At 29.1% G+C, this 26972-nt stretch carries 30 protein-coding genes (1 of these 30 cut by a window edge); 21 read left to right on the plus strand and 9 right to left on the minus strand.

Features of this window, described 5'->3' with window-relative positions:
* The 7 genes from gyrA to dnaA form a co-directional block, all read right to left on the minus strand.
* Window positions 1-1600, minus strand: the 5' portion of a protein-coding gene (gene gyrA / locus OW730_RS02080) for a DNA gyrase subunit A (protein ID WP_271229500.1). Its footprint begins 887 nt before the window's first position; only the first 1600 of its 2487 coding nucleotides appear in the window; the start codon lies at window positions 1598-1600; the stop codon falls past the left edge of the window.
* 75 nt (window positions 1601-1675) lie between these two features.
* Complete coding sequence (gene gyrB / locus OW730_RS02085; RefSeq protein ID WP_271227452.1) at window positions 1676-3583, minus strand: DNA topoisomerase (ATP-hydrolyzing) subunit B; 1908 nt, start codon at window positions 3581-3583, stop codon at window positions 1676-1678.
* A 21-nt stretch (window positions 3584-3604) separates the two neighbouring features.
* The gene (gene remB, locus OW730_RS02090) at window positions 3605-3865 is read right to left on the minus strand and encodes an extracellular matrix regulator RemB (protein WP_250861516.1); all 261 of its coding nucleotides are present in this window, start codon (window positions 3863-3865) and stop codon (window positions 3605-3607) included.
* A gap of 16 nt (window positions 3866-3881) precedes the next feature.
* Entirely contained in the window at window positions 3882-4964 is a 1083-nt protein-coding gene (gene recF / locus OW730_RS02095) for a DNA replication/repair protein RecF (RefSeq protein WP_271227453.1), read from the minus strand.
* A gap of 135 nt (window positions 4965-5099) precedes the next feature.
* Window positions 5100-5306 carry a S4 domain-containing protein YaaA gene (gene yaaA / locus OW730_RS02100; protein WP_271227454.1) on the minus strand — a complete coding sequence of 69 codons (207 nt, stop codon included), beginning with the start codon at window positions 5304-5306 and terminating at the stop codon, window positions 5100-5102.
* A 19-nt stretch (window positions 5307-5325) separates the two neighbouring features.
* On the minus strand, window positions 5326-6426 hold the full coding sequence (gene dnaN, locus OW730_RS02105; protein ID WP_271227455.1) for a DNA polymerase III subunit beta: 1101 nt from the start codon (window positions 6424-6426) through the stop codon (window positions 5326-5328).
* A gap of 282 nt (window positions 6427-6708) precedes the next feature.
* Window positions 6709-8052 carry a chromosomal replication initiator protein DnaA gene (gene dnaA, locus OW730_RS02110; RefSeq protein ID WP_271227456.1) on the minus strand — a complete coding sequence of 448 codons (1344 nt, stop codon included), beginning with the start codon at window positions 8050-8052 and terminating at the stop codon, window positions 6709-6711.
* Between the two features lie 583 nt (window positions 8053-8635).
* Between dnaA and rpmH the strand changes: the two genes are divergently transcribed.
* The 11 genes from rpmH to OW730_RS02165 all read left to right on the plus strand — a co-directional run bounded on the left by rpmH (window position 8636) and on the right by OW730_RS02165 (window position 17674).
* Window positions 8636-8770: a 50S ribosomal protein L34 gene (rpmH, locus tag OW730_RS02115; RefSeq protein WP_250861512.1), complete on the plus strand. Its 135-nt coding sequence runs from the start codon at window positions 8636-8638 to the stop codon at window positions 8768-8770.
* 54 nt (window positions 8771-8824) lie between these two features.
* Window positions 8825-9169: a ribonuclease P protein component gene (rnpA, locus tag OW730_RS02120; protein WP_271227457.1), complete on the plus strand. Its 345-nt coding sequence runs from the start codon at window positions 8825-8827 to the stop codon at window positions 9167-9169.
* On the plus strand, window positions 9166-9375 hold the full coding sequence (gene yidD / locus OW730_RS02125) for a membrane protein insertion efficiency factor YidD (protein WP_271227458.1): 210 nt from the start codon (window positions 9166-9168) through the stop codon (window positions 9373-9375). The genes rnpA and yidD overlap by 4 nt, the downstream gene beginning before the upstream one ends.
* Before the next feature lie 19 nt (window positions 9376-9394).
* Entirely contained in the window at window positions 9395-10057 is a 663-nt protein-coding gene (gene yidC, locus OW730_RS02130) for a membrane protein insertase YidC (protein ID WP_271227459.1), read from the plus strand.
* A gap of 36 nt (window positions 10058-10093) precedes the next feature.
* Complete coding sequence (gene jag, locus OW730_RS02135; protein ID WP_271227460.1) at window positions 10094-10726, plus strand: RNA-binding cell elongation regulator Jag/EloR; 633 nt, start codon at window positions 10094-10096, stop codon at window positions 10724-10726.
* A 272-nt stretch (window positions 10727-10998) separates the two neighbouring features.
* The gene (gene mnmE, locus OW730_RS02140) at window positions 10999-12372 is read left to right on the plus strand and encodes a tRNA uridine-5-carboxymethylaminomethyl(34) synthesis GTPase MnmE (RefSeq protein WP_271227461.1); all 1374 of its coding nucleotides are present in this window, start codon (window positions 10999-11001) and stop codon (window positions 12370-12372) included.
* A gap of 8 nt (window positions 12373-12380) precedes the next feature.
* A complete protein-coding gene (gene mnmG, locus OW730_RS02145) occupies window positions 12381-14255 on the plus strand; it encodes a tRNA uridine-5-carboxymethylaminomethyl(34) synthesis enzyme MnmG (protein WP_271229501.1) in 1875 nt (624 codons plus the stop codon).
* A gap of 10 nt (window positions 14256-14265) precedes the next feature.
* Complete coding sequence (gene rsmG / locus OW730_RS02150; protein WP_271227462.1) at window positions 14266-14985, plus strand: 16S rRNA (guanine(527)-N(7))-methyltransferase RsmG; 720 nt, start codon at window positions 14266-14268, stop codon at window positions 14983-14985.
* A 124-nt stretch (window positions 14986-15109) separates the two neighbouring features.
* Window positions 15110-15889: a nucleoid occlusion protein gene (noc, locus tag OW730_RS02155; protein ID WP_271227463.1), complete on the plus strand. Its 780-nt coding sequence runs from the start codon at window positions 15110-15112 to the stop codon at window positions 15887-15889.
* Between the two features lie 169 nt (window positions 15890-16058).
* Window positions 16059-16835, plus strand: coding sequence for a ParA family protein (locus OW730_RS02160; RefSeq protein WP_271227464.1), 777 nt, complete (start codon window positions 16059-16061; stop codon window positions 16833-16835).
* Entirely contained in the window at window positions 16832-17674 is an 843-nt protein-coding gene (locus tag OW730_RS02165) for a ParB/RepB/Spo0J family partition protein (RefSeq protein WP_271229502.1), read from the plus strand. The genes OW730_RS02160 and OW730_RS02165 overlap by 4 nt, the downstream gene beginning before the upstream one ends.
* A 177-nt stretch (window positions 17675-17851) precedes the next feature.
* Here OW730_RS02165 and yyaC read toward each other — a convergent pair whose 3' ends face one another.
* The gene (yyaC, locus tag OW730_RS02170; protein ID WP_271227465.1) at window positions 17852-18427 is read right to left on the minus strand and encodes a spore protease YyaC; all 576 of its coding nucleotides are present in this window, start codon (window positions 18425-18427) and stop codon (window positions 17852-17854) included.
* Window positions 18428-18478: 51 nt separating this feature from the next.
* A complete protein-coding gene (locus tag OW730_RS02175; RefSeq protein WP_271227466.1) occupies window positions 18479-19633 on the minus strand; it encodes an aminotransferase class V-fold PLP-dependent enzyme in 1155 nt (384 codons plus the stop codon).
* A gap of 208 nt (window positions 19634-19841) precedes the next feature.
* Between OW730_RS02175 and yedF the strand changes: the two genes are divergently transcribed.
* From yedF to lonC, 10 genes are all read left to right on the plus strand, one after another.
* Window positions 19842-20429 (plus strand): sulfurtransferase-like selenium metabolism protein YedF, encoded by a 588-nt coding sequence (gene yedF, locus OW730_RS02180; RefSeq protein WP_271227467.1) that lies wholly within the window; start codon window positions 19842-19844, stop codon window positions 20427-20429.
* A 34-nt stretch (window positions 20430-20463) separates the two neighbouring features.
* On the plus strand, window positions 20464-20724 hold the full coding sequence (locus tag OW730_RS02185; protein WP_271227468.1) for a DUF3343 domain-containing protein: 261 nt from the start codon (window positions 20464-20466) through the stop codon (window positions 20722-20724).
* 32 nt (window positions 20725-20756) lie between these two features.
* Window positions 20757-20948 carry a DUF951 domain-containing protein gene (locus OW730_RS02190; protein ID WP_442945394.1) on the plus strand — a complete coding sequence of 64 codons (192 nt, stop codon included), beginning with the start codon at window positions 20757-20759 and terminating at the stop codon, window positions 20946-20948.
* A gap of 120 nt (window positions 20949-21068) precedes the next feature.
* On the plus strand, window positions 21069-21356 hold the full coding sequence (gene rpsF / locus OW730_RS02195) for a 30S ribosomal protein S6 (protein WP_271227469.1): 288 nt from the start codon (window positions 21069-21071) through the stop codon (window positions 21354-21356).
* Between the two features lie 13 nt (window positions 21357-21369).
* Window positions 21370-21834: a single-stranded DNA-binding protein gene (locus OW730_RS02200; protein ID WP_271227470.1), complete on the plus strand. Its 465-nt coding sequence runs from the start codon at window positions 21370-21372 to the stop codon at window positions 21832-21834.
* 25 nt (window positions 21835-21859) lie between these two features.
* A complete protein-coding gene (gene rpsR, locus OW730_RS02205; RefSeq protein ID WP_271227471.1) occupies window positions 21860-22087 on the plus strand; it encodes a 30S ribosomal protein S18 in 228 nt (75 codons plus the stop codon).
* A gap of 139 nt (window positions 22088-22226) precedes the next feature.
* Window positions 22227-22541, plus strand: coding sequence for a MazG-like family protein (locus OW730_RS02210; RefSeq protein WP_271227472.1), 315 nt, complete (start codon window positions 22227-22229; stop codon window positions 22539-22541).
* Between the two features lie 44 nt (window positions 22542-22585).
* Window positions 22586-24577 (plus strand): DHH family phosphoesterase, encoded by a 1992-nt coding sequence (locus tag OW730_RS02215; RefSeq protein WP_271227473.1) that lies wholly within the window; start codon window positions 22586-22588, stop codon window positions 24575-24577.
* Entirely contained in the window at window positions 24577-25020 is a 444-nt protein-coding gene (gene rplI / locus OW730_RS02220) for a 50S ribosomal protein L9 (RefSeq protein ID WP_271227474.1), read from the plus strand. Before OW730_RS02215 ends, rplI begins: the two co-directional genes overlap by 1 nt.
* Before the next feature lie 46 nt (window positions 25021-25066).
* Entirely contained in the window at window positions 25067-26968 is a 1902-nt protein-coding gene (lonC, locus tag OW730_RS02225; RefSeq protein WP_442945395.1) for a Lon family ATP-dependent protease, read from the plus strand.
* The last annotated feature ends 4 nt before the right edge of the window (window positions 26969-26972 follow it).

Here is a 26972-nt window from a genome sequence, read left to right on the forward strand (position 1 = left end):
TTATGAACATATGCTCAATAAAGTCTTCATCTCTAGTGGTTACCCCTTGAATACCTCTTCCACCTCTTCTTTGAGACGTGTACGTATCAATTGGTAAACGTTTGATATATCCATTATGAGTAAGAGTAACAACTATTTGATCTTCTTCAATTAAATCAGATATATCTATACTGCTATCGATATATGTTAGATCTATATGTGATCTTCTCTCATCTCCGAATTTTGTTCTTACTTCTAACAAGTCATTCTTGATTTTTTCTAGAAGTATTTTATCATCAGCAAGAATAGCTCTTAACTCAGCTATTTTTTCTTGTAACTCATTATACTCAGCTTCAATTTTATCTCTTTCTAAACCTGTTAATCTTTGAAGTTTCATATCTAGAATAGCTTGAGCTTGTTTCTCAGATAAATTAAACTTCTCCATTAACCCAGCTTTTGCTTCTGCTCCAGTTTTAGATCCTCTAATAAGTGCAATAACTTCATCGATATGATCTAAAGCAATTCTTAAACCTTCTAAAATGTGAGCTCTAGCTTGGGCTTTATCTAAATCAAATTGAGTTTTTCTCTTAAATACTTCTTTTTGGTGATTTAAATAGTGAACTAATACCTGTTTAAGATTTAACTGCTTTGGTTCATTATCAACTAAAGCAATCATTATTACACCAAAAGTATCTTGCATTCTTGTATGCTTATATAATCTATTCAAGACAACATTAGGATTTGAATCTCTTTTAAGATCTATAACAATCCTCATACCTTCTCTACTAGACTCATCTCTTAAATCACTTATTCCATCTATCTTTTTATCTTTTACAAGATTTGCTATGCTTTCAATCAGCTTAGCTTTATTTACTTGATAAGGAAGTTCAGTAACTATGATTTTATTTCTGCCTTTTTCTTCTATAATTTCACATTTAGCTCTAACTAAAATCTTACCTCTACCTGTTTCGTAAGCACTTTTTATTCCAGCTCTACCAAGTATAATACCTGCTGTTGGGAAATCTGGACCTTTAATAACTTTCATCAGATCTGATATTTGACTATCAGGCTCATCAATCAACATTATAACCCCATCTATAACCTCTCTCAGATTATGCGGTGGTATATTAGTAGCCATACCTACTGCAATACCTGATGATCCATTAACTAAAAGGTTAGGATATCTAGCTGGTAATACTGTAGGCTCTTTTTCTTCTCCGTCAAAGTTATCAATAAAATCAACTGTATTCTTATTAATATCTCGAAGCATCTCTGTAGTTATTTTATCCATTTTGGCTTCTGTATATCTCATTGCAGCTGCTCCATCTCCATCTACAGAACCAAAATTTCCATGACCATTAACAAGTGTATATCTAATAGAAAAGTCTTGTGCCATTCTAACTAAAGCATCATAAACCGCAGTGTCTCCATGTGGGTGATATTTACCCAGAACATCCCCTACGATTCTAGCACACTTTCTATAACTCTTTTCTGGTGTAAGATTAAGTTCATGCATTGAATATAATATTCTTCTATGAACTGGTTTTAAACCATCTCTTACATCAGGAAGTGCTCTTGCAACTATAACACTCATTGCATAGTCTATATATGAATTCATCATTTCTTTTCTGATATCTATATCTCTAATATTCCCTATATTATTTAAACTCAAGTTTTTCACCTACTTTCATTTAGACTATATATCTAAATTTTGTACTTTCTTAGCATTTTCCTGTATGAACTCTCTTCTAGGTTCAACCTTATCACCCATTAAAATAGTGAATATCTCATCAGCTGCTATTGCATCTTCAATGTCAACTCTTAATAAAGTTCTCTTTTCTGGATCCATAGTTGTATCCCATAATTGTTCGGCATCCATCTCTCCAAGACCCTTATATCTTTGAATGTCAGTGTTTTTATCTTTACCACCAATCTGTTCAAGGATTACATTTAATTCTTTGTCACTATATGCGTAATATACTTTTCTATTTTTTGCTATTTTATAAAGAGGTGGTTGAGCAACATAAATATGACCTTCTTCAACTAAGGCTTTCATGTATCTATAGAAGAATGTTAATAACAGTGTTCTAATATGAGCTCCATCAACATCGGCGTCGGTCATTATTATTATTCTGTCATATCTAATCTTTGAAATATCAAATTCTTCTCCTATTCCAGCTCCTACCCCGGCAATAATAGATCTAATTTCTGCATAATTTAATATTTTATCAAGTCTCTGTTTCTCAACATTCATAATTTTACCCTTTAAAGGTAAAATTGCTTGGAATCTTCTATCTCTTCCTTGTTTAGCAGATCCTCCCGCCGAATCTCCCTCGACCAAATATACTTCACATTCTTTAGGATCTCTTGATGAGCAATCAGCTAATTTTCCAGGTAATGCTGTACTCTCAAGTATATTCTTCCTTCTTGTTAACTCTCTTGCTTTTCGTGCAGCTTCTCTTGCTCTTGCAGCATTTAAAGCTTTATCTACTATGATTTTAGCTAATTGTGGTGTTTCCTCTAGTACTGCACCAAAATGTTCACTAAATAGATTATCAACAATACTTCTTACTTCACTATTTCCCAGTTTAGTTTTAGTTTGACCTTCAAACTGTGGTTCTCTAAGTTTTACAGATATTATAGCTGTAAGCCCTTCTCTAATATCTTCACCAGTTAGATTTTTATCATTTTCTTTTAAGAAATTAAATCTTCTTGCATAATCATTAACTACTCTTGTTAAAGCAGTTTTAAATCCACTTAAATGAGTTCCACCTTCAACTGTATCAATATTATTAGCAAAAGAGAATAAGTTTTCAGTATAGGAATCATTGTATTGAAGAGATATCTCAAGACTATAAGTATCTTTTTCCCCTTCAACATAAATAGGTTCTTCATGTAAAGTTTCTCTATTTCTATTTAAGTAAGCAACAAATGACTTAAGACCACCTTCATAGTGGAATTGCTTTGATTTTTCTTCTCTCTCATCATTAAGTACAATTTTTATACCTTTATTCAAGAAAGCTAACTCTCTTAATCTTTGAGCTAAGGTGTCAAAATCAAACTCTACTTCATCAAATATTTCTGAATCAGGTTTAAAGTATGTTTTAGTACCATGACCTTCACTTTCTCCAACTACAGTAAGATCAGTAATAACTTTACCTCTTTCATACTCTTGTTTATGTACCTTACCATCTATAGTTACCTCTACATAACATTTTTCCGATAAAGCATTAACAACAGAAGCTCCAACACCATGAAGACCTCCTGATACTTTATAACCTTCTCCCCCAAATTTACCACCTGCATGTAATACCGTCATTATTACCTCTACTGCTGGTCTTCCCATTTTGGGGTGTATTCCTACTGGTATTCCTCTACCATCATCTTGAACTGATATTGAATTATCTTTATGGATATTCACTTCAATTGTTTCACAGAAACCTTGTAATGCTTCATCAATACTATTATCAACAATTTCATATACTAGATGATGTAGTCCTCTTGAACTAGTGCTTCCGATGTACATACCAGGTCTTTTTCTAACGGCTTCTAAACCTTCAAGTACCTGAATTTGACTTTCATCATAAACTTTGTTTTCTTTCATAGAAATCCTCCTATTAACTTGCTATTTATGATATGTGATTTCTGATCTTTTACTTAATGTTGAAGATGATATAGGTGATAAAAATATTTTGCTCATATTATCTACTTCTGCAATAATAAAAGATTTTGGTCGTTCATTATTGATTCTTTCTACAAATCCATCTTCTTCTGCCATTCTTAAAAATTGAATTGTATCATTGCTATATACTGTTGACTCATAATCAAATATACCGATTACATCCTTAAGAGGGACCACGATATTTTCACCTAAATGTAGGAACATTACTCTCCTCCTTACGTTACTTTATCTCATCTATATGTCCTTTATTAACAAGAAAAACCTTAGTTTCTCCTGAAATGTGTTCACGAATATCTGAAATACCTGTACATGTTATAAAGGTTTGCACATCTTTTATTGAATTTAAAATATATCGCTGTCTATTACTATCTAACTCAGATAAAACATCATCTAATAAAAGGACAGGATATTCTCCAGTAATATGTTTAATAACTTTTAAAGATGCAAATTTTATTGTTAAAACAGCAGTTCTCTGTTGTCCCTGTGATCCATATATTCTTGTATCTGTTTCATTAATCAATATTTCAAAATCATCTCTATGAGGTCCAACATTTGTTGATTTATTAAACATATCTCTATCTCTGCTTTTAACAAATAATTTATAGAGTTCCTCTTCTGTAATATCATTTAGAGAGGAAATATACTTAAATTCAATCTCTTCTCTATTTTTTGTAATATCTCTATGCATTTCCTTTCCATAAAGATTTAAATTTTTAATATATTGCATTCTATCTTTAATTATTTTGATTCCAAAAGAAGCTAAGGTCATGTCATAAATATCCAATAGTTCTTTGTTTTGAATCTTCTTCAAAGCAGCATTTCTCTCTCCAAGAGCTTTTTTATATTGAGTTAAATTATGTAAATATGCTTTACTTAACTTGCATAACTCTATATCTAAAAATTTTCGTCTATACACAGGAGATTCTTTAACAATCTTTAAATCTTCGGGAGAGAACATTACTACATTTAATGCTCCTATTAATTCAGATAGTTTATTAACCTTTATAGAATTGATATTTAAACCCTTAGTACCATGTTTAAATATTTTCATATCGATTTTTTTATTCAATCTTTCTTTGCATACATAAATTTGAATATATGCAGCATCTTGATTCCACATAATAAGCTCTTTGTCTCTTTTCGTTCTATGTGACTTTCCCAGCGAAGCTAAATATACGGATTCAAGAATATTTGTCTTTCCTTGAGCATTATCACCTATAAAAATGTTTACTTCTTTAGTAAGTTTTAAATCTAACATTTCATAATTTCTGTAATTAATTAATTTTAAATATTCAATATACATATTAACACCTATTAACATTATATCATAATAATTCGAATAATCCTATTAATTTTCCATTTATTACGACTTTTAAACTTAACAATATCCCCCTATTACTTAGGGGGATAATTTAATCTGAGCTCAATTTGACGCTTTTTAAACAACTTTATATTCTTCACCATTAACTTTAACTATATCTTCTTTATATAATTTTCTTCCTCTTCTTGTTTCTAATTCATCATTTACGTACACTTGTTCATCTTGAATAAGGAATTTTGCTTCCGTTCCTAAGGATACCACTTCAGCCCATTTTAAAAATGCATCTAACTTGATATACTCTGTAGTTATTTCAATGTTCTTCATGAACTCACCTCAAATAATATTATTCTACCATTCTTACTGGTAATAGTAAGCATGTGCAGTTATCTTTACCTTTGTTTTTCACAATACAAGGATTGACATTAGTTGAAAATTCCATTTCAACTTCTTCACTATCCATAATTTTTAATATATCCATTAGATATTTTGAGTTAAATGCAATTTTTAAATCGTCACCTTGCAGATTTATGTTAATTTCTTCCCTAGCCATTCCTAATTGAGAATTGGAAGTTATAATCATTTTATCTTCTTGAATATCTAATTTTACAAGATTTGTTTTACCTTCTTTTCCAATTAGAGATGCTCTATCAATACTATTTAATAATTCATCTTTACGAGCAATAGTTTTTAATAAATATTCTTTTGGAATTATTGAATCATATTTAATGAATTCACCTTCAAGCAATCTAGAAATAACTTTAGTTTTTCCAAGATCAAATAAAATATGATTAGTCGTAAACAATATATTTGTAACTTCTTCAGTGTCCTCTAATATTTTAGATACTTCACTTAAAGTTTTACCTGGTATTACATTATTTAATTCAACATCTGTATCAATAGTTTCAGTTCTTATTGCTACTCTGTATCCATCCATAGCAACTAAGTTAATTTTATTTTCTTTAACTTCAAATAAAACTCCTGTAAATATAGGTCTAGTTTCATCATGCGCTGCTGCGAATATTGTACTTTTTATCATATTCTTAAGCATATTTTGTGGCAATGTAATTGATTTTTCTTCATGAATTGTTGGCATTGCTGGATAATCCTCAGCTGACATATGTACTAATGTTGCATTAGATTTCAGACATTTTATGCTTAATGTACTATTTGGATTAGTTGATATTTCAATAATATCGTTTGGTAATTTTCTTATTAAGTCTCCAAATAAACGAGAATCTACAACAATCTTACCTTCTGTATGAACTTCAGCATCAACTGTTGCTTCGATTGTAAGATCTTTATCAGATCCTAATAATATTAATTTCCCATCTATAGCGTGAATTAAAATTCCTTGAAGAATAGGCATAGTTGATTTTCCAGTAACAGCTTTTTGAACTTTAGAAACTGCTTCCTGAAGTATATTTTTTTGTATAGCGAAATGCATAATATAACCTCCTAAAGACAAATAAATTGTTAATAACTTTTTCTCTTATATATAGATAAGTATTTCTTTAAAAATATAGTAGTAATAGTAATAGGGGCTGTGAATTTGTGGATAAGTACTTCAAGCCTTTAATAACAGCCATTTTTTTATTAAAAATGAATGTGGATAACTAAATGAAAATTATTTAGATTTATCCACAGATATCCACAAAGCATATTATTTAATTTTTTTATTAACATGTTAATAACGTAGTATTATAAACATACTGTTAATTATCCACAGTTAATTTTGCTTAATTTTCTTTATTAAATCATTAATTGTATTTTCTAAATTTTGATCAACCTTGATATTGGTTGAAATTTTTTCATATGCATGTATTACTGTAGTGTGATCTCTACCTCCAAATTCTTCACCGATTTTAGGTAAAGACATATCTGTAAGCTTTCTACTAAGATACATAGCAATTTGTCTTGGATACGAAATGCTTCTAGTTCGTCTAGAAGATTTTAATTCTTCAACCTTTAAGTTATAGTAGCTAGCAACAATATCTTGGATTAACTCAATTGTTACCTGTTTTGATTGTTTACTAGAAATAATATCTTTAAGAGCTTCCATTGCTAATTCAACTGTCATATCCTTACCAGTTAAAGAAGAATAAGCAATAAGTCTTATTAATGCGCCTTCTAATTCTCTAATATTAGCTTTAATTTGTTTTGCAATATAAACAAGAACATCATTATCTATATCTAACTTTTCGTCATCAGCTTTTTTCTTTAAGATAGCTATTCTTGTTTCAAAGTCTGGAGAAGATATATCTGCGATTAGTCCCCATTCAAATCTGGATCTAAGTCTATCTTCAAGTGTAGGGATTTCTTTTGGTGGTCTATCACTTGAAAGAATGATCTGTTTATTTGCTTCATATAGAGTATTAAAAGTATGGAAGAATTCTTCTTGTGTACGTTCTTTACCAGCAATAAACTGAATGTCATCTATAAGAAGTACATCAACATTTCTATATCTATTTCTGAATTCTTCATTTTTATCGTCTTTTATTGAATTAATTAACTCATTTGTGAATTTTTCAGAAGTAACATAAACAACCTTACTATTAGGATTATTATCTAATATATAATGACCAATAGCATGCATAAGGTGAGTTTTACCGAGTCCAACTCCTCCATAAATAAAAAGAGGGTTATAAGCCTTAGCTGGAGATTCTGCAACAGCTAAAGAGGCTGCATGAGCAAATCGGTTACTATTTCCTATTACAAATGATTTAAACTTGTATTTTGGATTTAATGATGAACTTAGAACATTAGCTGCTATATTGTCTTGGATCTTAACTCTAGGCTTTTTTGGCTCGACAACTACATCATCAGTATTGATGATAAAATCTAATTTGTATGTTTTAGAAGTAGTAGATTTTATTGAATTAATTATTAAGTCATTATATCTACCTACTAATATATCTTTAGTGAAATTATTGGGTACCCCTAGTTGTATAGTTGAGTCATCCATTGACATAGGAGTAATACTCTTAATCCAAGTATTATAGCTCACTTCAGTAAGCTCATTTTTAATTATATCCAGAGTTCTATTCCATAATTCTTCAAGCGAGATGCTCATAGTAAATCCTCCAAAGCAAAAAATTTATTTAATAGTTATAAACATAAACATAACAATAATATTAACAAATTCTATTGTATATTATTCTTGTTGACACTTTATCTAAAAATATTCACAGTTGTTAATAACTATTGATAAAAACGTTATTTAATTTAGTATTGATTTCGTTATCAACAAATAAAAAAATATATTATTAACATAAAAAAACGTTTAATATCAGGAAAAATGACTAATATTAATAATAAATATATAAAAGTTAAACAAGTTATACACAGTTTTATCCACAAGCTGTGTATAACTAAATTATCAACAAATTTATACACAGTTCACTCTTAATAATATCAAAAGAAAAGAAGGTATTCAAGAAGTTATCCACAAAAACTAAAATTTAGATTGGATTTTTATTAACATTAAATTTCAATTATAATAAGAATAGTGGCTTGACATAAGTAATTGGTGAATATATAATTTATATAGTATTTTATTATTTACAATTAAGATAATTAACTTGATTAATGATGATTGTAATGCAGAAAAATAAATCCCTATATTAAAGAAAAGAATCGAAGGGGGTGTTTTACCTATGAAGATGACATACCAACCAAAAAAGAGACACAGAAAAAAAGAGCACGGTTTCAGAAAGAGAATGAAAACTAAATCTGGAAGAAATATCGTTAAGAGAAGAAGATTAAAAGGTAGAAAAAGCTTAACAGCATAAGGGCCGCAACTTGTGGCCTTTTTCTGCAGATGCAGAAAAAAAAAGGAGTTACATATGAAAGAAACGAAAAAATATAGAATAAGGAAGAATTACGAGTTTAGGACGGTATATAGGAGAGGTAAATCTTATTCTAGCAGATACTTAGTTTTATATGTAAAAAGAGTGAATAAAGATTTAAACAGAATTGGAATCTCCGTAAGTAAAAAAGTAGGAAATGCTGTTGTTAGAAATAGAGTAAAGCGTTTGGTTCGTGAAAATTATAATAAGTATAAAAAGAACATAAAAGAAGGATATGATTTTATAATTGTTGCTAGAAGCGTTAGTAGAGATGCTAATTATAAAGATATAAGTGAATCAGTAAAGGTACTTTTTAAAAAGGCAGGACTATACGAAGAATGAAAAGATTTTTAATTTTTATTATTAAATTGTATAGAAAATATATCTCACCTTTAAAAAAGCCATGTTGTAGATTTTATCCATCATGCTCTCAATATGCTATTGAGGCGATATCAAAACATGGTGCTCTAAAGGGAGGTTTCATGGCTATAAAAAGGATTATTAAATGTAATCCATTTAATCCAGGAGGATATGATCCTGTTAAATAAATGTAGGAGGAGTTAATTAATGAATATTTTGGTGCAACCAATAGAAGCTTTTTATGAATTTATTAGAACTTCCATAGAAATGATGATACCAAACCCAAATATTTCGTATGGTTTAGCAATTATTGTTTTAACTATAATTGTCAGATTATTGTTACTTCCATTAACACTTAAACAAACAAAATCCATGAGCAAAATGACAGAAATACAACCAGAGCTTAAAAAGCTACAGGAAAAATATAAAAATGACCCACAAAGATTAAATCAAGAAACAATGAAATTATATAAAGAACATGGTGCAAATCCTATGTCTGGATGTTTACCATTATTAATTCAAATGCCAATAATTATCGCATTGTTTACAGTATTTAGAGAACTTCAAGGTATTGAAAATGTTGGATTTGTACTTACTCCATGGATTAAAAGTTTAGCAGTTCCAGATCCATACTTTATACTTCCAGTATTATCTGCAGCATTAACATTCTTATCAATGAAGTTATCTTCAGCAGGTACTGGAAATGCACAAATGGGTACTATGAATATAGTTATGACTGCATTTATTTTATATGTCAGCCTTAAATTTAGTGCAGCATTATTATTATATTGGGTAATAAATAACTTAATTCAGTTATTACAAACATTCATTATTAAGAAAGTTAAAAAAACGGAACCTACTAAAGCATAATAATATATTAGGTAGGGAGAGGCAGGTGTATGTTGAGTGAAATCTATTGAGGTTACAGCAAAAACTGCTGAAGCAGCAATTGAAAAAGGTTTGATTGAACTTAATACTACTAAAGAAAATGTTGACATTGAGATACTCGATCAAGGAAGCAAAGGTTTCTTAAACATATTTGGTGTTAAAGAAGCTGTTGTTAAAATAACATTAAAAAAACAATTTGATAAAGAGGCTGAAGAATTCTTAAACAAAATATTCACTCACATGGGTGTTGAAGCTAAAGTAGAAACCAAAGAGACTGAAGATAGCCTAAATATTGAGATTTTAGGTGAAGACATGGGAATCTTAATAGGATATCGTGGTGAGACTTTAGATGCACTTCAATATTTGACTAGTTTAGCGATTAATAAAGACACTAATGAGAAATATAAAAGGGTAATACTTGACACTCAAAATTATAGAGCTAAGAGAACAGAGATATTAAAAGGGCTTGCTATTAAAAAAGCTAAAAGAGCAAAAATGTTCAATAAAGCTATAAAATTAGAGCCAATGAATCCATATGAGAGAAGAATAATTCACTCAGCTCTGCAAAATGATAATTATGTGAAAACATTTAGTGAAGGTGATGAACCTTATCGTAGAGTTGTAATAGAACCTAAAAGAAAGAAAGCTTAGAGGCTTTCTTTTTTTTCTTGAAAATAATACTTTTTTTTTGTACTATGTATATTAGGATTCATTAATGTTAATTATTATTAATTAATAAATAGAAAGTTTTAAGTTAAGAATTATATATAGAGATTCTACTTCGAAATATGATTTATACATGTATCAAAATATAGGTGCGCCTTAAACAGATGTATAAATCAATTATTGATCTGAGATATCTATATTATACAGTATTATTAAGAACAATAATTTAGAATTTTATTCTAAGAAGGTGAGCAGATATGAAAGAATTCGATACGATTGCAGCAGTTGCCACTAGCATTGGCGAAGGTGGTATTTCTATTATTAGAATTTCAGGAAATGATGCATTAAAAATAATTAAAAAAATTTTTGTTGGTAAAAATGATAGAAAATTAGATAACATAAAGAGTTATACAATGAGATACGGATTCATTGTAGATAGTGAAGAAAATAAGATAGATGAAGTTATTATATCATTTATGAAAGGCCCTAGAAGCTTCACTGCAGAAGATACAATTGAAATTAATTGTCATGGTGGAGTGGTTGTTACTAATAACATTTTAAATGAGGTTATTAGAGCTGGAGCTAGATTAGCAGAACCAGGAGAGTTTACAAAACGAGCATTTTTAAATGGAAGAATAGATTTAAGTCAAGCAGAAGCAGTAATCGACATTATTAGAGCTAAAACGGAAATTAGTGCAAGATCAGCTTTACAACAATCTGAAGGAAAGATTTCCAAGGAAATAAATGAACTACGATCACATTTATTAGGGATAATTGCTAATATAGAGGCAACCGTAGATTATCCTGAAGATGAATTAGAAGAGGTAACAGCTGATATTGCAACAAAAAAAGCTAGTGATATTCTAATAGAAATTGAAAGATTATTACAAAGTGCAGATGAAGGAAAGATATTGAGAGAGGGAATAACCACAACGTTAGTAGGAAAGCCTAATGTTGGAAAATCATCTTTACTTAATACAATTTTAAAAGAAACCAGAGCTATAGTTACTGATATTCCAGGTACAACAAGAGATATTATTGAAGAATATATAAACTTTAAGGGTATTCCAATTAAATTAATTGATACAGCTGGAATTAGAGAGACAGAAGATATTGTTGAGAAAATTGGAGTAGAAAAGTCACGTCAAATGATTGATATGGCAGACTTAGTGCTATTTGTTTTAGATAACAGTAGACCAATTAATGAAGAAGATAAAGAGATATTTGAATATATCAAAGAAAAGAATTACTTAGTAATTATAAATAAAATAGATTTAGATAAAGAGATGGATATAAGTGAGCTTGATATTCATAAATCTAGAATTATTGAAACATCTATTAAAGGTGAAGTAGGTATAGATAAATTAAAGCAGAGCATAGAAGAAATGTTCTTTGGCGGAGAAATAAATTATAGCGATGTATATGTAACAAATAATAGACATAAACAAGCGCTAATTAGAGCTAAAGAGAGTATGAGTCATGCTATAGATGCCTTAAGTGTTACAATGGCTATAGATTTAGCTTCTATTGATTTAAGGGATGCGTGGAGACACTTAGGTGAAATAACAGGAGATACACTTGAAGAGGATATAATAGATAAAATATTTGCAGAATTTTGTTTAGGAAAGTAGGTGAAGTAATGGCGTATTTTGGCGGAAAATATGACGTAATTGTAATTGGAGCAGGGCATGCTGGATGTGAAGCTGCCTTAGCATCATCTAGATTAGGATGTAAGACATTAATGTGTACTACAAGCTTAGAGAGTATAGCTATGATGCCTTGTAACCCTAATATTGGAGGAACTGCTAAAGGACACTTGGTTAGAGAAATAGACGCTTTAGGTGGAGAGATGGGAATTAATATTGATAAAACATTCATTCAATCTAGAATGTTGAATTTATCAAAAGGACCAGCAGTTCATTCACTTAGAGTGCAAGCAGATAAACATAGGTATTCTCAAGAAATGAAAAGAACTTTGGAAAAAGAAGATAATCTTGAATTAAAAATGACTGAAGTTGTTAAAATTTCACATGAAGATAATAAGGTCACAGGAGTTATTACTAAGAATGGTGCTTTTTATGAAAGTAATGTGGTTGTTATAACAACTGGAACGTATCTTAAATCATCAATAATAATTGGAGAAAATCAATTCAATGAAGGGCCATCTGGATTATTGCCAGCTAATTTTTTATCTGATTCACTTAGTGAATTAAATATTGAATTAAGAAGATTTAAAACTGGAACTCCTGCTAGAGTTCATAGAAGGTCAGTAGATTTTTCAAAAATGGAAGAACAACCAGGTGATTTAAAAATTGTACCATTCTCATTCATGAATAGAGACATTGATAGAGTACAAGTATCTTGCTATCTAACTTATACTAATGAAAAAACTCATGAAATTATAAGAAACAATATCCATAGATCACCATTATATAATGGAACAGTAAAGAGTACTGGACCAAGATATTGTCCATCTATTGAAGATAAAGTAATGAGATTTCCAGATAAGCAAAGGCATCAAATTTTTATTGAGCCAGAAGGAGAGAATACCGATGAGCTTTATGTTCAAGGTATGTCAAGTTCTCTTCCAGAAGATGTACAAATAGATATGTTGAGATCCATTGCTGGATTAGAAAATGTAGAAATTATGAGAATAGGATATGCAATAGAATATGATTGCATAAATCCAAAGCAATTAGACTTGTCTTTACAGATAAAACATGTTGATGGACTGTTTTCAGCAGGACAATTTAATGGAAGTTCAGGATATGAAGAAGCAGCAGCACAAGGAATTATTGCAGGTATAAATGCTGCTAGAAAAGTCCAAGGAAAAGAACCTGTTATTCTGAAAAGATCTGATGGATACATTGGGGTATTAATTGATGACTTGGTTACTAAAGGGACTAATGAGCCATATAGAATGATGACTTCTAGATCAGAATATAGACTTTTATTAAGACAAGATAATGCTGATCTTAGATTAACTCAGAGGGGTTATGATATAGGCCTTGTTTCAGAAGAAAGACTAGAGTTATTTACCTTTAGAAAAGAAGCAATAGATAATGAGATAAATAGAATAAAAGAAGTTAAGATAACAAATAAGAGAGAAGTTAATGAATGGTTAGTAGCTAATAACTCAGCAGAATTAAAAAAGCCAATTACTTTATATGAGTTAATTAAAAGACCAGAATTGAATTATGAGATGGTAGCAGAACTTGATAAAGATAGAGTTGAGTTACCTTTGGATGTTCAAAAACAGGTATCAATATCTGCTAAATATGAAGGATATATTCAGAAACAACTTGAACAGGTAAAACAATTCAAAAAGTTTGAAAATAAAATTATACCAGAAGACATTGATTATAAAGATGTAAAAAGTTTAAGAATTGAAGCTATGCAAAAATTAAATGAAATTAGACCAAAGAATTTAGGGCAAGCATCAAGAATATCTGGAGTGTCACCAGCGGATATTACAGTATTAATGATTTATTTAGAACAAAATAAAAATAAATAGGGGCGGATTTATGGAATACTATAAGTTATTTGAAAAAGCTTGTGCAGATGTAGACATTGAATTTAATGAAGATATGTATAATAAATTCATGAAATATAAAGAGCTTATTAAGGAATGGAATAAAAAAGTTAATTTAACTGCAATTACTGAAGATGAAGAGATAATAAAAAAACACTTTATAGATTCTATAAAAGTTTTAAAAAATGATGGTCTTAAACAAGGAAATAAAGTTATTGATATTGGTACTGGTGGTGGATTTCCAGGGATACCTCTAAAGATTGTCTTACCTGAGATAAAAATAACTTTATTAGACTCTCTAAATAAAAGAATCAATTTTCTTAATTTAGTCATAGAAGAGTTAGGGCTTAAAAATGTAGAAACTATACATGGAAGAGCAGAGGACTTTGGTCAGAATCCAAAATATAGAGAAAAATATGATTATGCTGTTTCTAGAGCAGTAGCTAATTTAACAGCACTTAGTGAATTCTGTATTCCTTTTGTTAAGGTTAATGGAAAATTTTTAGCTATGAAAGGACCGGCTGTTGAGGACGAAATAAATGATTCAAAAAAAGCAATAAATGTTTTAGGGGGAGAACTAAAGGTTGTTGATAATGTTATTGTTGAAGGTAGTGATTTAAATCATAACTTAGTTTGTATTTTAAAGAAAAAAGCAACTCCTAAAAAATATCCAAGAAAAGCAGGAATGGTAACTAAAAATCCAATAAAATAATGAGAAAAAATGGAAATTGATTTATTTTAAAGAGGATTTTTTGTTTATATATAGAATTAATATATAGTAGAAGTTTTATGAGGGTAACTCAGAAGAGTTAAAAAGATCAAAGGGATGGTTAATTATGGATAAAACGGTAAGCTATGTGAAGGTTGAAAAAATTATTCCTAATAGAAGTCAACCTAGGCAAATTTTTAATGATGATGCATTAAATGAATTAGCACAATCAATTGAGACATATGGTATTATACAGCCTATTTCATTAAGAAAATTTGATGAAAGTACTTTTGAAATAGTTGCAGGTGAAAGAAGATTTAGAGCAGCTAAATTAATTGGATTATCAGAAGTACCATCAATAATTGTAGATTTAGATGAAAAAGATAGTGCTTTTGTGGCGTTATTAGAAAATGTTCAAAGGGAAGATTTGAACTTTATTGAAGAAGCTGAAGCATATAGTAAATTATTAAAAGATTATAACTATACACAAGGTCAATTAGCTGAAGTAATGGGAAAAAAGCAATCAACTATAGCTAATAAGTTAAGAATACTAAAGCTTCCTAAAGAAGTGAGAAGTCTTTTAATAGAGAATAACTTAACAGAAAGACATGGAAGAGCTTTACTTAAACTACCTAGTGAAGAATTACAATTAGAAATTCTAAAAAAAGTAATTGATAAAGAATTAAATGTTAAAAATACTGAAGAACTAATTAAATTAGAGCTTCATAAATTAGAAAATGCAGAAATAGCAGCTGATGGTAAAAAGAAAATTAAAGGAATTTTCTCTCCAAGAATTTATATGAATACCATAAAACAAACTTTTGATAAATTTGGAGTAAATGCTACTTATAGAAGTAAAGAACTAGATGATTCAATTGAAATTGTAGTTAAAATACCAAAAAAGTAATGTTTCACGTGAAACATTACTTTTTTTTATTATCTATTACTTAAAATCACTTTCAAAATATTAGAAAAAATAATATAATTAAAGTATAAGATTTAATGTAAAATATCTGGTAATGATATAAATTAAAAAAGCTATTAATGGATTTTAATTATAAGGGGGGGGAAGTTTAATGAAAAAAATATGTATATTTAATCAAAAAGGTGGAGTAGGAAAGACTACAGTAAATATAAATCTTTGTGCTAATTTGGCTCTCATGGGATTAAAAATTCTAGTAATAGATATAGATCCCCAAGGAAATACTACTAGCGGATTAGGCATAGATAAAAGAAAAGTTAATAAATCCATGTATGATATTCTTACTAATGCTGAAGTTAAATTGAATGACGTGATTGTAGAGAGTGAATTAATCAGTAACTTTTTCTTAGCTCCATCAACAATGGAATTAGCAGGTGCAGAAGTAGAACTAATAGGATTAAGTAAAAGAGAAGAGATTTTAAAAGAAAAAATTAGAGAAGTAGAGAATGAATACGATTACATATTCATTGATTGTCCACCATCCTTAGGATTTTTGACAATCAATGCATTAACAGCTTGTGAAAGTGTATTAATACCAATACAATGTGAGTTTTATGCACTTGAGGGTGTAGGACAACTTGTTAATACAATAAATTTAGTTAAAAAATCATTAAATCAAGAATTAGATATAGAAGGCGTATTATTAAATATGTATGATTCTAGAACAAGATTAAGTTCAGAAGTGGTTGATGAGGTAAAAAGATATTTTAAAGATAAAGTATATGACACAGTAATACCTAGAAATATTAGACTAGCTGAGGCACCGAGTTTTGGATTACCAGTAATTCTTTATGATAGGAAATGTAAAGGTACCGAAGCATTTAGTAACTTAACTAACGAATTCTTGAGTAAAAATAAAGGAGAAATATAATGAAAAAACATGGACTTGGGAGAGGGTTAGGAGCATTAATACCTGAGAACAATACAGAAGTTGGTAACCATGAAGGATTAATATCAATTCAACTAATAAAACCTAATAAAGATCAACCACGTAAAAATTTTGATGACGATAAAGTTGAACAATTAGCAAAATCTATTAAAGAGCATGGAATAATACAACCTCTTATTACATATAAAGATGGAGATAATTATATAATTATTGCAGGTGAAAGAAGATGGAGAGCTGCAAAAAAATGCAAATTAAAGGAAGTACCTGTTGTTGTTGTTGATAAAAAAAGTGATAAGCAAGTTTTAGAATTATCTTTAATTGAAAATATTCAAAGAGAAGATTTAAATTCCATTGAGGTAGCATTAGGATATAAAAGTTTAATTGAGGATTTTTCACTTACTCATGATGAATTGAGTGAAAGAATTGGAAAATCAAGAACATCTATAACAAATACATTAAGGTTATTACAATTAGATAGTAGAGTTCAAGAGTATTTAATAGATAAGGTTATAACTGAAGGACATGGAAGGGCTTTGTTAAGTTTGGAGGATAAGGAACTTCAGTATAAACTATCACAAAAAATTATAGATGATGGACTTAGTGTTAGAGATATTGAAAGAATGGTTAAAACACTAGGTAAGAAAGAAAAGAAAAAAACTAAAGAGGATTATTCTATTTTCTTAAAGGAGTATTCAACTCAATTAGAAGAAAAACTTGGAACTAAGGTTAGTTTTAAGAGTAAATCTAAAAATAAAGGTAAAATTGAAATTGAATATTACTCTATAGATGATTTAGAGAGATTAATGAAAATATTGAGTTAATGTTTCACGTGAAACATTAACTCATTTTTTTATAGATTCAACAGAAAAATAATTTATTCAAATAGATTAAATGTATTTTTAGCCAAAGAGAGTTTCTTCTTTAATCTTTATTATTTAAATCTAAATTATACTTTTGAATTTATTGAATAAGTTAAGTTTTTCTTTAAGAAAACTATACTAAATAACATTAGAAGAAGTATTTTTTCCACCTATGGTTTTAATTATTGAGTGATATACTCCCTTAGAAATTATATCAGCAAGTCTCATAACAACATATAACCTCGTATTTTGAAGCACCATAAATTCTAGACCACCGGATATATTAACTATTCCAGTAATACTAATATCACCTATAGAGGGAAGATCCTTATTCATTGCTGCACCTGGACGTAATGGTTTATTTTGTAGAGATATGCTACCAATGCTTTGTAAACTTCCTAAACAAGCATCAATTGCAATTATAAAAGGATTATTATAAGTAGAATAGATTAAATTAATATTTTCTTGTAAATTCTTAGAGTGAACTGGAGTTTTTAAATTTCCATAAACAAAAATATTGTCTCTATCTAAGAACTTTAATTTTTCACCAACTAGTGGTCCTAAACTATCACCTGTTGATCTGTCTGTTCCAATACATAAAATAATTAGGGGTCGTCCACTTTTGATCACAGGTTTTATATACTTTGAAATTGAATCACGTAAAACATTAATGCAATTATTGGAATTAGTATTTATAATTTCTTTTTTATGCATAAACAAACCTCCTGTCTTAAGTATTCCCAAGAAAGAGGTTTGTATACAAGTTTATTCAAATTTATGTAATTTATATATAGAATCAATACAGTAATTTATATCAATTATATCATTGAAAAATCCAAAGCTTAATCTTAATGTTCCAGTTGGATATGTATTAATAGTTTTATGGGCTAAAGGTGCACAATGTAAGCCACTTCTTGTGATAATTCCATATTTGTGATCTAATTCAAATGAGAATAAAGAATTATCAAGTTTATGAGAATTTATTGAAACTGCAGAGGTTCTCTTACTAGAATTAATATCGCCGTAGAAATCTATATAGGGCATGTTTAATAATGATTCAATAAGTTTATCATTTAAATTAACTTCATGTTCTCTAATAGTTTCAATATTTGTATTTAAAATAAATTTAACACCTTCATTTAGTCCTGCAATTCCTGGTGTATTTAAAGTTCCACTTTCAAATTTATCAGGAAGAAAGCTTGGTTGAATTATTTCAGAGGATGTACTTCCAGTTCCTCCAGTGATAATTGGATTCACAAAATCATTAAATTCATTAGATATAACAAATCCTCCAATACCTTGTGGTCCAAACAGAGACTTATGACCCGTAAAACATAGAGCACTAAAATATATATCTGAAAGATTAATATCAAGAACACCAGCACTCTGAGCACTATCTATTATAAGAAATATTGAATTGTTTCTACAAATTTCACCAAGTTTTTTAATTGGTTGAATTGAACCTATAATATTTGAACTATGAGATAGTACAAACAATTTTGTATTTGCTTTTATGTGATTTTCAAAAATTAAAGGATCTAAATACCCATTTTTATCACAATCAATTATATCTAATTCAATAATTCCTTTTTCAGAAAGAGCTTTAAGAGGTCTAAGTACAGAATTATGTTCCATTGAAGTAGTTATAACATGCCAGCCTTTTTGAACACAGCCATTAATAAGCATATTTAAAGAGTGAGTAATATTACTAGTAAAAATAATATTTTCAGGAGAATCAAAATTAAATAATTTACAAAGATTCTCGCGACATTCAAATACAATCCTACTTCCTTCTAAATTCGAAAAAGAAGCACTTCTACCAGGATTACTGCTAATACTAGTTAAACAATTAGTAATTCCAGATATCACAGACTTAGGCTTCGGAAAAGAAGTAGCAGCATTATTTGCATAAAGTTTCATAAGATATCTCCTTTTATATCAATTTAATTATTAAATTATGGATATATTTATTGTTAAAACTGCTTATATAACATAATAAAATTAATTACACAATTATAGAATAAAACACAAAATAATTATGAATATGAAATATTTTATTGTATAATGTTATTATAAATTATAATCGGTAATATAGAAATAATCAATTAATATAAAAGGAGGATTATTTGTGGAAAATAGAGTTATAGATTGTACAGGATTAAACTGTCCTATGCCTGTCATAAATACAAAAAAAGCATTATCAGAAATTGAAGAAGGTACTATTGAAGTAATTATAGATAATGAAATTGCAAAAGCTAATATTGTAAAATTAGCAAATAATCAAAATATGAAATATGATGTTATAGATTCTGAAGAAAAGTTTATAATTAAAATAACTAAACAACTATCTGAAGAAGAAAAAAAATCTATAAAAAATAAAAAAAAGTTTACTGTTGTAATAGGAACAGATGTAATGGGGCAGGGCAGTGAGGAATTAGGTAGAATTTTAATTAAAGGATATATATTTGCTTTAAGTGAAAGTGAAGAAAAGCCTACAGATATTATAATATATAATGGTGGTGTAAAACTTGCAGCTGAAGGTTCAAATGTTATTGAATCCTTAAGAAAGCTTGAAAGTGAAGGAATAAAGATTCAAGTATGTGGAACATGTCTAGAATATTATAAAATTAAAGATCAATTGAAGGTTGGAGAAATAAGTAATATGTATAATATTGTAGAAACTATGAATTCTTCAGATAAAGTAATAAATATATAAAAATTAATACTAAAGAAAATTAATGGTGATAAAGATGGAGAAAAATTATTTAATAACATTTAAAAATACACATGATGCTATCAAAGGTGAGAGTATAGCTAATAGTAAAAAAGCAAAAGTAAGAGTAATGCCAACACCAACAAAGATTACAAAAAGTTGTGGTATAAGCTTACAGATGAACCATGAAAATATGTTAATATTGAAAGAAGAAATAAAAAGAGGAACAATGAACATAAATACTGTTTATTTAATGATAAATGAAGAATATACTACCATTGATATTGACAATATTTAACATTAAAAATATTAAGTATTGGAGTGATAATAATGAAAGAGTATGGACTTGGTGATATAGTAGAAATGAAAAAAGGCCATCCATGTGGAGCAAATAGTTGGAAGATAATTAGACTAGGAGCAGACATAAAAATTAAGTGTACAGAATGTAATAGAATAGTTATGATACCAAAGATAAAGTTTGATAAAGGCATTAAGAAAATATTACTAAAAGCAGAAGAATAGGAATTATCAAAAAATCACTTGCTTTTTTTGATGAAAAATGTTATTCTTTTAAGGTGATTTTCCCTGCTGTAATAAATATTAAATTACAGCCGTTAGTCCGAGGGGAGGAGGTGAATAGAAATGAGATCTTATGAAACTATTTTCGTGCTAAGACCTACTTTAGATGAAGAAGCTATAAATGCTAATATCGAAAAGTTCAAAGGCATCATTGAAAAGAATGGTGGAGAAATCGTTGAAGTTGACACTTGGGGTAGAAGAAAGTTAGCTTACCCAATTAAAAAGGTGAACGAAGGTTTTTATACTTTAGTAAACTTCAAAGCAGATTCAGAATTACCTAAAGAGTTAGCTAGAAATTTCAGAATTTCTGACAGCGTTATAAGACACATTATCGTTAAACACGAGAACTAAGGTGGTGTAAGCTGTGAACAAGGTTGTTTTAATTGGTAGATTAACAAAAGATCCTGAATTAAAATTTACCCCTGGAAACGGAACTGCTGTAGCAACATTTAGTATTGCTGTAGATAGAAGGTTCAAAAGTGAGGGGCAACCTACTGCTGATTTTATCCCAATAGTTGTTTGGGGTAAACAAGCAGAAAATACTGCTAACTATATGAGTAAAGGTAGACTTATTGGCATTAGTGGTAGAATTCAAACTAGAAGCTATGAAGCTAAGGATGGAACTAGAAGATATGTTACTGAAATAGTAGCTGAAGAAGTTCAATTCTTAGGAGGAAAGCAATCATTTGAAGGTAACAATGAATTTGGAGGTAACAATGACTTTGGAGGAGGATTTGGTGGAGGTAATAACAATCAACCATCCTTTAAAAAAGAACCTGATTATGGGAACGATGTTACTCCAGTTGATGATGATGATATTCCGTTTTAGTTTCTCATAAAGGAGGGAAGTAGGAATGGCATTTAGAAAAGGTAGAAGAAAGAAAAAAGTTTGTGGATTCTGCATGGATAAAGTTGTAGCTATTGATTATAAAGATGTTAACGTCTTAAAGAAGTATATAACTGAAAGAGGAAAAATTCTTCCAAGAAGAATCTCTGGTAACTGCGCTAAACACCAAAGAATGCTTACTTTAGCAATAAAGAGAGCTAGAAACATAGCATTATTACCATTTACTATGGAATAATATACTGCAGCTTCATACGAGGCTGCTTTTTTAATACCCTAAAGGACAAAAGGTAAATTTTGATAAATAGATTTACACTGCTTGCATAATCCTATAAAAAAAACTAAAATATACTTATAGGTGAAAAGGGGTTGGGGTTATGAGAAAAGAAGATTTAAATATAATGGCAAGTATTAGCCTAATTGAGAACCTTAAGGCTGATTTGATATCTATTATTGGCGATTTGTTTAAATTACTGGCAAAAGGAAGTAATATAGCACAGAATTCTATTTTAGAATGTATTTCTGGAGCAGTAATTGTATTGTATCTTTTAGCAAACAGACTAGGATACAGTCCATATAATGTTGATGAATGCGTTAAAAGCAAGTTGAAGGATGGCATCATGGAACAAGACACAATTGAAAAAGATGGAAAAGATCTTAGTAAACTTCTAAAACATTTTGAAGAGAAATAGATTAAAACATCTATGAAAGATTTAAGGAGGATATGGTCTTTTTTATGGAGAAACGATATAATTATTTAATACCAAATATTAATATTTATATGATAATAATACTTATATTAACCATTCAATTATATATATACAATCACTATAGTTCTTTTTTTATGATGATTATAGTTAATATAATATTATTTGCTTATAATATTATACTTAAAAGAAAGAAAAAAGTTCAATGGAAAGAATATGTTGAAAATTTATCTAATAAATTAGATGAAGCTGGCAATAATTTATTAATGGAGTCACCTATCCCACTAACGATTCTAAGTAACAAAGGTAATATAATTTGGTATAATCAGAAATTTTCGTCAATTTTTAAAGGTAAAGAGATTTTGGGTAGTAATATTGATGATGTAAGTAAAAATTTAAATATTAAACATATTATTGAAGGAAGCAAGGAAAATTTTAAATATGTTAAGATTGAGGAAAAGTATTTTGACATTTATGGAAGCGTAATTGAACTTGATAATAATAATAAAGATAATGATAAAATAATTTTATTGTATTATTTTGATGTAAGTGATAAGTATCATTTAAGAAAAGAAAGAGAAGACAATAGAGAATCTATTATCTTAATAGAAGTAGATAATTTTACAGATGCTCTTAAGAGTACAGATGAGTTTTATGCACCTTTATTGGCTGCTGAAATTGAAAGACAAATATTTAGTTATGCACAAGCTATGAACTCTATGATAAAGAAATATAATGAGAGTAAATATATTTTATCAGTTCAAGATATGCATATAAAAGAAGCTATGCAAAATAAATTTGATATTCTAGACACTGTAAGAGAAATAAATTTTGGAAATAAATTGACAGTAACATTAAGTATAGGTGTTGGAAGAGGTGGTAATACCCCTCAAGAAAATTTAGAGTATGCACAAGTTGCTAAAGATTTAGCTCTTGGTAGAGGTGGAGATCAAGCGGTTGTAAAGCATAAGGATAAACTATCATTTTATGGTGGAAAAACTAAAGAAGTTGAAAAGAAGACTAAGGTTAGGGCTAGAGTGATCGCTCATGCTTTAGTTAATTTGATAGATGAGAGTAATAGAATATATATAATGGGTCATAAAAATCCTGATGCAGATTGTTTAGGAGCATCAATTGGGTTAAGTGCTGCTATTAGAAATTTAAACAAAGAATGCTACATCGTTTTAGATGAAAATACAAATAGTATAAACAAGATTATGGAAGAAATATACAAAGATGATCAAATTTATGAGTCATTTATAGACAGTACTACTGCAATACATAATATTGATGATAATAGTCTTTTAGTAATTGTAGATGTACAAAATACTAACCATATTTTAAGTATGGATGTATGTAATAAATTTGAGAAGAAAGTTGTAATTGATCATCATAGAAGAGGCGCAGATTATGTTAAAGATACTATTTTAAGTTACGTAGAAACATATGCATCCTCTACTTGTGAAATGGTTGCTGAGGTTATTCAATATATGGTTGATAGACCAAAAATCAAAAAAGTAGAAGCTATCGCCATGTTAGCAGGTATATGTATAGACACTAAAAACTTCTATTTTAAAACAGGGGTAAGAACATTTGAAGCTGCTGCATTTTTAAGAAAAATGGGAGCGGATACAATAGAAGTTAAGAAGCTATTTGCAGAGGATTTAGATGAGTTTTCTGAAAGAGCAGAAATAATAAAATCAGCTGAAATTATCAATGATATAGCCATTGCTTTATGTCCTGAGAAGATAAATAATAATGTTATAGTTGCAAAAGTTGCAGATGAACTATTAAATATTGCAGATATTGAAGCTTCTTTTGTGCTTGCCAAAATTGGTGAGGATGTTATTATCAGTGGAAGATCTTTAGGGGATATAAATGTTCAGATTATTTTAGAGAATTTTAATGGTGGAGGTCATTTAACTATGGCTGGTGCAAAAGTTAAAAATTCTTCTATTGGAGAAGTATATACACAACTAAAAAAGATATTAGACGACTATGTTAAGGAAGGTGAAGAATAATGAAAGTTATTTTATTAAAGGATGTTAAAGGTAAAGGAAAAAAGGGAGACGTAGTAAATGTTTCTGATGGATATGCAAGAAACTTCTTATTTGCTAAAGATTTAGCCAAAGAAGCTACACCAGGAAATATTAGCATGCTAAATAATCAAAAAGAAAAAGAAAGAAAGCAAAAACAAGCAGAAGTTGAAGCAGCTCAAGCTAAAGCAGCTGAGTTAAGAGGAAAAGAAATAAAAATTGTAGCAAAAGCAGGAGAAAATGGAAAGTTATTCGGAGCAATAACTAGCAAAGATATAGTATCAGAACTTAAAAAGAAATTTGGGTTAGAGGTTGATAAAAAGAAAATAGGTATGGATACAATTAAAACAGCTGGTGCTTATGATATTGAAATAAAGATTTATCCTAATATATCAGCTAAAATGCAGGTTATTGTTGAATCCGTATAATATTGTGAAGGGAGGAACACTCTAATAGCCGTTGGAGTGGTACATTTTGAGCGAGATAAAAAAAGATGGATTAGATCAGAAAATAATAAGTGAACAGTATTCAGTAGATATTGAATTAGAGGTTCTTCACGAACTAATGAAAAGAGTTGTTCCAGCAGGCACAATAGAAGCTAGACTTGTGAAGTTTAAGCTAAAGAAATTTATGGATAGTAGTAATCCTAATGAGAAGATTTATGCTATAAATAAGGTAATTACAGATGGAAAAGATATTAATATGATACCATCTGATAATGAACTTGAAGGTGCAATTAAAAAAACTCACGAAATTATGGTAGATAAAATTGCTCAGAGGTATGTACAAAATCAAATTGAAACTGAAGTAGAGCAGGCTTTAATGGAAAAGCAAGAGCAGTATATTGATGATATGAGGGTAAGTATTATCAATAAGAAAAGAGGTCGTGAGAACAGTAAAACTAAGAATAAATTAGAACAATTAGAGAAGTTAGACACTAGAGAGCTGATAAGAAATATACAGGGGAAATTGAGACCTAATAAATTTGATGAAATTATTGGGCAAGAAAGAGCGATGAAAGCAATTTTATCAAAGCTAGCATCTCCGTTTCCTCAACATATTATTTTATATGGACCTCCAGGGGTAGGGAAGACAACTGCTGCCAGATTAGCTTTACAGGAATCAAAAAAATTAAGGTATACTCCATTTAATAATGAATCAAAATTTATTGAAGTGGATGGAACTACTTTAAGATGGGATCCAAGAGAAATAACAAATCCTCTATTAGGTTCTGTTCATGATCCTATTTATCAAGGAAGTAAAAGAGATTTATCTGATGTAGGGGTTCCTGAACCAAAGCCAGGGTTAGTTACAGAGGCTCATGGAGGAGTATTGTTTATTGATGAAATAGGTGAGTTAGATACTATACTACAAAATAAGCTTCTAAAAGTATTAGAAGATAAAAGAGTAGAATTTTCATCATCATACTATGATCCAGATGATGAGAACACACCTAAATATATTAAGTATCTTTTTGATAAAGGAGCACCAGCAGATTTTGTTTTAATAGGAGCGACAACAAGAGAACCGTCAGAAATAAATCCAGCATTAAGATCAAGATGTACAGAGGTGTTTTTTGAACCACTATTAGGTGAGCATATAGAAGTAATAGTAAAAGAAGCGGCAAAAAAGATAAATATTAAATTAGGTGAAGGTGTTGCAGAAACAATAAGTCAATATACAATTGAGGGAAGAAAAGCAATAAATATTCTTAGTGATGTATATGGATATATGATATATAAGAAGGGGCTTTCACCACATGAAGAAATAGAAATTGAAAAGAATGACTTAATGGAAGTAATCTCAATTTCTAGACTAACATCAATGAATAAAGTAGATAACACTGATAAGACTGAAATTGGAAAAATATATGGTCTTGGTGTTTCTGGATTCTTAGGTTCAACTATAGAAATAGAAGCAGCTGCATTTAAAGCAAAAACAAAAGGAAAAGGTAAGATAAGATTTAATGATACTGCAGGAAGTATGACTAAGGATTCAGTATTTAATGCTGCTACAGTAATTAAATCAGTTGCAGGGGTAGACATTCATGATTATGATATACATGTAAATGTAATAGGTGGAGGAAAAATCGATGGACCTTCAGCAGGAGCAGCAATTACATTATGTGTTTTAAGTGCTATTCAAAACAAACCTATAAGACAAGATATAGCCATTACAGGTGAAATATCTTTAAGAGGTAAGATTAGACCTGTAGGGGGAATATTTGAAAAAATTTATGGAGCTAAGAGAAAAGGTATTAATAAAGTATTTATACCTATGGAAAATAAGAATTCTGTTCCAGTAGAATTGGAAGGAATTGAAGTTAGAATTGTTGACCATATTGATGATATAATAGAGGAAGCGTTTGTTGATTAACAGA

The organism is Oceanirhabdus sp. W0125-5 (assembly GCF_027938815.1).
Lineage (GTDB): Bacteria > Bacillota > Clostridia > Clostridiales > Clostridiaceae > Oceanirhabdus.